Source organism: Chamaesiphon sp., from assembly GCF_041737865.1.
Taxonomy (GTDB): Bacteria; Cyanobacteriota; Cyanobacteriia; order Cyanobacteriales; family Chamaesiphonaceae; genus Chamaesiphon.
The window spans coordinates 1-6,742 of sequence record NZ_JBGSQZ010000257.1; the positions used below are offsets into that span (position 1 = coordinate 1).

7 protein-coding genes are annotated in these 6,742 nt (G+C 45.8%); 5 read left to right on the forward strand and 2 right to left on the reverse strand.

All coding sequences use genetic code 11. The features are described from left to right. Positions 1 to 256: 256 nt before the first annotated feature. A complete protein-coding gene (locus ACEW9J_RS19255; RefSeq protein ID WP_373546711.1) occupies positions 257 to 1,366 on the forward strand; it encodes an S-(hydroxymethyl)glutathione dehydrogenase/class III alcohol dehydrogenase in 1,110 nt (369 codons plus the stop codon). 391 nt (positions 1,367 to 1,757) lie between these two features. Here the strand turns inward: ACEW9J_RS19255 and ACEW9J_RS19260 are convergent, their stop codons facing one another. After that, positions 1,758 to 2,471, reverse strand: a complete 714-nt coding sequence (locus ACEW9J_RS19260) for a Crp/Fnr family transcriptional regulator (RefSeq protein WP_373546712.1) — start codon at positions 2,469 to 2,471, stop codon at positions 1,758 to 1,760. Positions 2,472 to 2,782: 311 nt separating this feature from the next. On the opposite strand from ACEW9J_RS19260, the gene pgsA reads away from it, so the two are divergent. The 4 genes from pgsA (at position 2,783) to ACEW9J_RS19280 (ending at position 4,509) form a co-directional block, all read left to right on the forward strand. Then, entirely contained in the window at positions 2,783 to 3,316 is a 534-nt protein-coding gene (pgsA, locus tag ACEW9J_RS19265) for a CDP-diacylglycerol--glycerol-3-phosphate 3-phosphatidyltransferase (protein ID WP_373546713.1), read from the forward strand. A 245-nt stretch (positions 3,317 to 3,561) separates the two neighbouring features. After that, positions 3,562 to 3,771 (forward strand): hypothetical protein, encoded by a 210-nt coding sequence (locus ACEW9J_RS19270; RefSeq protein WP_373546717.1) that lies wholly within the window; start codon positions 3,562 to 3,564, stop codon positions 3,769 to 3,771. Positions 3,772 to 3,790: 19 nt separating this feature from the next. Continuing rightward, positions 3,791 to 4,288, forward strand: coding sequence for a type II 3-dehydroquinate dehydratase (aroQ, locus tag ACEW9J_RS19275; RefSeq protein WP_373546716.1), 498 nt, complete (start codon positions 3,791 to 3,793; stop codon positions 4,286 to 4,288). Continuing rightward, positions 4,285 to 4,509 carry a hypothetical protein gene (locus ACEW9J_RS19280; RefSeq protein WP_373546714.1) on the forward strand — a complete coding sequence of 75 codons (225 nt, stop codon included), beginning with the start codon at positions 4,285 to 4,287 and terminating at the stop codon, positions 4,507 to 4,509. The genes aroQ and ACEW9J_RS19280 overlap by 4 nt, the downstream gene beginning before the upstream one ends. A gap of 78 nt (positions 4,510 to 4,587) precedes the next feature. Here ACEW9J_RS19280 and ACEW9J_RS19285 read toward each other — a convergent pair whose 3' ends face one another. Then, the gene (locus tag ACEW9J_RS19285; protein WP_373546715.1) at positions 4,588 to 5,808 is read right to left on the reverse strand and encodes an ATP-binding protein; all 1,221 of its coding nucleotides are present in this window, start codon (positions 5,806 to 5,808) and stop codon (positions 4,588 to 4,590) included. Positions 5,809 to 6,742: the final 934 nt, after the last annotated feature.

The window sequence follows — 6,742 nt, forward strand, 5'->3', positions numbered from 1 at the left end:
CAAAAGGCAGGGCTGATCCATCCACCAGAGAAAAACCGCTCTAACCCTTTTCTGTCGTTAAGTCTCGATCGAATGTAGATGGAAGTTAAACGAAACAATTGGGTTTTAGCATTATTCTTTTTCCAATAGATCAGCCCTGCCCTTCAAAAGGGGGATCTCCGTATTTTCCAACAGCCGCTGAGATCTCCGCGATCGCTAATGTCTAGATCGTGGTGCAAAATGTCAAAATAGTAGATAGCCAACACCCATCCTCACCATGCAAGTTAAAGCCGCCGTTGCTTTCCAATCGGGCAAACCCCTCGAAATCACCACCGTCGATCTCGCACCACCGCAAGTGGGAGAAGTATTAGTCGAGATCAAAGCGACAGGGGTGTGTCATACGGACGCTTATACTTTGTCTGGAGCCGACCCTGAAGGCCTGTTCCCAGCGATCTTGGGACATGAGGGGGCGGGGGTCGTCATGGAAGTTGGAACGGGTGTCACCAGCCTGAAAGTGGGCGATCGAGTGATTCCGTTATACGTCCCAGAGTGCCGCAATTGTGATTATTGTCTCAGCGGCAAAACCAATCTCTGTCAAGCAATTCGGATTACTCAAGGACAAGGGGTGATGCCTGACGGGAGCAGTCGCTTTTCCTATGAGGGGAAAATGTTGCACCATTATATGGGGACCTCCACTTTTGCTAACTATACAGTCGTGCCGGAAATCGCCCTGGCGAAAATTCGGGATGATGCACCGTTTGAAAAGGTATGTTTGATTGGCTGTGGGGTGACGACGGGAATCGGGGCGGTAATCAATACGGCAAAAGTCGAAGTCGGCGCGAATGTGGTGGTATTTGGCTTGGGTGGTGTAGGTTTGAATGTGATTCAAGCCTCAAGGATGGTGGGGGCAGACATGATTATTGGTGTGGATATCAATCCAGCAAAACGCGCTCTGGCTGAAAAATTTGGGATGACTCACTTTGTCAATCCTAAGGAAGTGGAAGGCGATCTGGTGCCTTATTTAGTAGATTTAACTAAGGGCGGTGCCGACTATAGTTTTGAGTGTACTGGTAATATCAATCTGATGCGTCAGGCTCTGGAATGCTGCCATAAAGGTTGGGGGGTGAGCGTCATTGTCGGTGTCGCTGGCGCAGGGCAAGAAATCGCCACCAGACCCTTTCAATTAGTGACGGGACGGGTCTGGAAGGGAACGGCTTTTGGTGGGGCTAAGGGGCGCACGGATGTGCCCAAGATCGTTGACTGGTATATGGATGGGAAAATTAATATCGATGATTTGGTGAGTGCGGTAATGCCGATCGATCGAGTTAATGATGCGTTTGATGCGATGCGGCGGGGTGAGGCGATTCGATCGATTCTGACGTTTTGAGATAGCTGTCAACTGTTTAAAGACTAGTGAGAAGCTAATCGGTAAACGATGAGAACTTGAAGGGTTCCGATTTTATTGGTGGGGACAGAACCCGGATCTGGGGGTTCCGACCCCCAGACCCCCCGTTGAGAGGCGAAACGCCGCCCCTCAAACTCCCCTGCGTAAGGATCGATCTGTGGGGAGCTAGGCGCGGCATTCACTCTATGCTAGATTTTAGTTGGCGGTTATTCGAGCGGTCAGAACTCGAAAATGCCCTCTGCGTAAGGATCGATCTGTGTGGAGCGTGGTGCGGCATTCACTCTACTCTAGATTTTAGTTGGGGTTATTCGATCGGTCAGAACTCGAAAATGTTCACTATTCACCATTCACCATTCACCATCCACCATCCACCTCACACAATACTTGCTTCCAACGCTACGACGCTAGGAATCAATAGAATGTCCTGCTTCCGCGCGATTAGTCCGGCAGCTTCCATTTTTGTTAGTACTCGCGTGACAGTTTCTCTGGCTAAACCGCTCATACTGCTGAGTTCGCGATGCGGTAAATTGGGGATTTCGATGCCTGTGGATACGGATTTACCTTGTCCCTCGACTAAAAATAATAGTGTATCTGCGACCCGTGAGGCACTATTTGACTCGCGCAAGCGGAGGCGGCGATTGACTTGGCGCAAGCGTCTTGCCATCAACTGAGCCAGCCGCATTCCAGCTAGAGGTTCGGTTTTGAGTAGTCGCACAAAATCATCAGCCGGAATATTGACGATCGTGGCTGGAGTTAAACTAAGCACATCGGTACAACGTGGTGCTTGTTCTAATGCTGCCATTTCACCGACGATTTCACCTTTCCCGACAATATTTAAGGTGATTTCGCGTCCGTCGGCATTATAAGTCCGAATTTTGAGCCAGCCGCTCAATACGAAATAAACCGAACTACCCCAATCATTTTCGAGTAAGATCATCTGATTGGCTGGATGATTGCGGATCGCTGCATGAGCTAGTGCTGGTGCGATCGCGGCGGCTGGCAATTCACTTAAAAATGGGACTGAAGCCATCGCCTCTTGAACTGAAAGCGGCGTCAGTGTTGGAACGTTGTTGTGTCTGTTGTCCATACTCTCGGTTTCAATCTGCTGATGGGGTTGGTTGGTACGGTGATATTGATGTAATAACTACCGCAACTTACTAGAGCTTGGGCGGAATCGGCTAAATTTGGCATCGGGATTAGCTAAGTCCGCTTACCGCAACATGAATCTACTCGGTGTCTACTTACTGCTAAGGGATGAGATCCAGTCGTTAATAGCTGTCTGTAATGTTCTTCACTGGTGACTTAATTAGTATTCCCGTAAATTAGCCTCTCACCACCACCTCAAACAATCAATTTGGATAATTTGTTGGCGGAACGTTCGCGACACTAACTTAATGTATGAACTTACCTAATTCGATTACACTTTCACGACTGCTTGGTTTGCCGATAGTGGTTTATTGTTTGTATAGCAATGAGATAACTGTGCGCTGGATTGGGTTTGGAGTTTTTGTGGTTGCGGCTTTGACTGACTGGCTCGATGGTTATCTAGCTCGTAAGTTAGATTTAGTTACCGATTTGGGTAAATTTCTCGATCCGTTGGTTGACAAGCTACTGATTTTGATTCCGCTGCTGATTCTGATCGATCTTCACTTGGTATCAGCCGTGGGTGTCTGTCTGATTTTGGCTAGGGAATTGACGATCGCGGGTTGGCGAGTCGGCCAAACTCAGATTAGTGGTGCTAATATCTGGGGTAAGCTAAAAACTACCAGTCAAATTGTGGCGATCGCGATGATAATTGCGCCCCTGTCGTCAGATCTAGGCTGGAGCATCGCTAACTGGCATCTGTATTGTGCGATCTCTTTTTGGCTAGCTGTCGCGCTCACTCTCATCTCTGGGTTGATTTATGTCATCCCGACTAAAACTCAGGCTTGACAAGGATCGTGGCTACTTACTTGCCGATATTATTGTCTGAATAAAGTATTTTAAAAGATCTTAATATTTAATTAACAAAGCCGCTCGATCGAGTTTAGATATCTGCTAAAAGCTGACAGTGATTGACTTACAGGCTGACGATTCACTCGATCGCTCGAATCTGACCTAAATCTGACTTACCTTTTCATGAGATTTGCCTTTACAATAAGTAACAGTGAACGACCTAAGCAGTCAAGGTATCACACATGGTTGAATACCAACCCATTGGTGGAGATACTAGTTCAGGCTTAATTATTCTTGGAGTAAGCTATCTGATGGATTATATCGAAAGAGTGCTGGAGAAATTAAAGCACTGGGCTGGCAAATTAATTGAAGTGTTGCTAGGTCCTGAGATGCAGCCCGAACCCGAGCTGATTCCAATCCCTGTAGACGATCGCATTCGTAGATCGCGATAACTAGAGCACTAGATTTATGATGGAGATTGGTGGTGGCTCCTCGCCGCAAGCGAGTTCCAAAGTTAGCAAATTCAGTGTGCTAGTTTTACACGGTCCAAATCTCAATTTATTAGGGTTGCGAGAGCCTGGGATTTATGGCGTTTCAACGTTGGCTCAAATCGACAGCCAATTGGTGAAATTGGGCAAATCTCTAGATACCGTAGTGCATCCAGTACAATCCAACCATGAAGGTATCCTCGTCGATACGATCCATGATGCCAGAGATAGGCATCATGGAATTGTTGTGAATGCCGGGGCATATACCCATACTAGTATCGCGCTCAGAGATGCGATCGCGGCTGTGCAAATTCCAACTGTAGAGGTACATCTAAGTAACATCTACAAACGTGAGACATTTCGCCATCACTCTTATCTAGCAGCAGTTGTAGTCGGTCAGATTAGTGGTTTTGGTGCAAATAGTTATTACTTAGGTTTACAAGCATTGGTGGCTTATTTAGAAGGGTTGGCGAAATTATGAAACCATATTCTGTCGATCTGAGAGAAAAAGTGGTTAGCACTTATCATTCAGGAAATATTTCCGTTAGAAAATTAGCTATAAGCTTTGGTGTTGGTAAAGCTTTTGTTCAAAAAATGTTGAGACAACACAAAGAGGAAGGACATGTTAATCCTGGAAAGCAAGGCACGAGAAAAAAAGCGGTACTAGATTGGTTTGCTAATTGCTGTTACTGTACTTCATGATTAAGGAAACTGCTGTAAGGCTCAAGATGAGGTTATTTGCATAAACCCTAGTAGTATTTTTGTAGTATTTAAAATCAGTTAGCTTTCGTTCTTGTTAGCGATGGTTTGTTCTTTTTGTGACCAAGTAAACCGAAAAGTTGTCCCTAGACCGAGTTCGGATTCAATGGTAATATCACCACCGTGACTGTTAACAAGCTTTTTGACAATAGATAATCCAATTCCTGTATTTTCTTGTCGATCGCGAGCGACTAACGTTTGAAAAATATCAAACACACGCTCTCGGTCGGCTGCGAGAATGCCTGGGCCATCATCTGTTACGGTAAATTTCCACAAATCTTCTTGAAGCTGGGCGGTAATCTGAATGTGCCCATCATTGCGATCGTGATGTTTGTAAGCATTTCCGATTAAATTAGCAAAGACTTGACTCAGAAGTAAGCGATTAGTGGTGATTGGTGATAGGTTTGCTGGTAAATCGAACTTAAAGCTGGGCGGAATATTGAGAGAATCGATAATTTCTACCAACAAATCCTCAAGGACAAAAGTTTCCAAACTTACCTCAGTCTGACCTACACGGGCGAAATCGAGCAAGCCATCAATTAAATCTCTCATCCTTGCTACCCGCGAGCGCATTAAGTCCAGGTACTTTTGGGTTTCCGGATCGATTTTTTCTGAAATACTATCTTCAATCCAATCTGAGAGATTGGCAACTCCTCGCAGAGGTGCTTTGAGATCGTGAGAAACAGTGTAAGCAAATCGGTCTAATTCTTGATTTCGTACTTCGAGTAGGGCTGTCGTTTCAGCGAGTTTAAGCGTCCGTGCGGTCACCTGTGCTTCTAGTTCATCATTAACTTGTTGAAGTTGGGCTTCGACCAACTCACGATCGCGGATTTGCTGCTCTAGTGCCTGATTCGTCGTTGCTAACTGCGCTGGACTCGGTAGCAGCAAAGCTTGTGGAATCAATTTTACTAATACTATGGAAGTATAAGCAGAAACCATAGCAGTGCCAGCTTTTACAGTGCCAGAGAGCCAGTATACTGGATGCCACAGCGTCCAGACCTCTAATAGGTGAGTAGTTCCGCACAGGATAATGAATGCCCCAAATAAGTTAAAAATCCAATTAAACGGTAGATCTTCCCGTTTTTCAACGAAATGAAATAAGGTCAGTGGAATCGAAAAATAGGCAATCGCGATCGTCAGATCCGATATTAGATGTAATCCCACTAACTCGGTTTTCCAGAGGTAACAATGTCCGTGTGGGATAAATAAGTCAGATCCGAATAAGTTAGTAAAATATTCCATTAAACTTAATTTGATAGATCTCCACTACAATACGGCTAAAATAGCCCAACGCGCCAAAAATGTAACTTTGGCTAATAAACCACTAAGTCACTCTGTATCACAAAGTCGATCTATCGCCTCAATAATGCTCCTTTTTTATAGACTTTTGGGGAGTGCAGAAAGTAGACTTTCAGCACGGTGTGTTGTTTTCAATTGACATTCTACCCTACTTTATAGTGTTACAGCACTTTCCATTAATATGAAGTACAACATATAGTTTCACAATAATGATTTATTTATCTTACATTACTGTACTCTATATTAATGGAAGGTGCTGTATAGTTCAGGGCGGTGCTGGAACGAAGCAAATAGACTTTCCTTAACCCGAACTGACGTTAATAAAGAGCACGGGTTTAAATCCCTACCGAAAAACCTTGCTCTCTTGATTCGCTGTCTTGTCGTTGTCTTGACGCACACAAACTGGAGCGGCGCATCGAACGGGAGGTTCCCTCCCGTTTGTGTGTGCCAAGAGAGGAAACCTCCAGGCGGAAGTGTGCCGGGGGAAGCTTCCCCCGGACACCTTCCTTGTCGATGCGTCGCTTTTTTATTCGGCGGCGTTTTATGCGGGGGGAACCCCCGCATAAAAAAACGACAAGACGGGGAACCCCCGAACAAAAACGCCGCTGCCTTGAAAAGGTGCTTCACTTGCCTGTACCACCGTATGGGTCGGATGGGTTCCCCGTTATTGCCGCCCACGGCAATATCCGTGACCCATACCCAAGCAGGGCAAAGCCCAAGAACACTGGGCGGGGGACCCGATTGGTGACAAGTTAAGGTGCGAGTGCAGTTGTCAAGCAGGGTTGAGAGGATGGCTCAAAAAAGAATGACCCTTCCCTATTCACTCGGTCGGGGAAGGGGTCAATAATCAATTTCTTGAATGGTTTGCGGATAGATT

Bases quoted from the DNA above. Each gene is read 5' to 3' on its own strand.
- pgsA (WP_373546713.1), top strand. From the start codon at position 2,783: ATGAACTTACCTAATTCGATTACACTTTCACGACTGCTTGGTTTGCCG.
- aroQ (WP_373546716.1), top strand. From the start codon at position 3,791: ATGGAGATTGGTGGTGGCTCCTCGCCGCAAGCGAGTTCCAAAGTTAGC.
- ACEW9J_RS19280 (WP_373546714.1), top strand. From the start codon at position 4,285: ATGAAACCATATTCTGTCGATCTGAGAGAAAAAGTGGTTAGCACTTAT.
- ACEW9J_RS19270 (WP_373546717.1), top strand. From the start codon at position 3,562: ATGGTTGAATACCAACCCATTGGTGGAGATACTAGTTCAGGCTTAATT.
- ACEW9J_RS19285 (WP_373546715.1), bottom strand. From the start codon at position 5,808: ATGGAATATTTTACTAACTTATTCGGATCTGACTTATTTATCCCACAC.
- ACEW9J_RS19260 (WP_373546712.1), bottom strand. From the start codon at position 2,471: ATGGACAACAGACACAACAACGTTCCAACACTGACGCCGCTTTCAGTT.
- ACEW9J_RS19255 (WP_373546711.1), top strand. From the start codon at position 257: ATGCAAGTTAAAGCCGCCGTTGCTTTCCAATCGGGCAAACCCCTCGAA.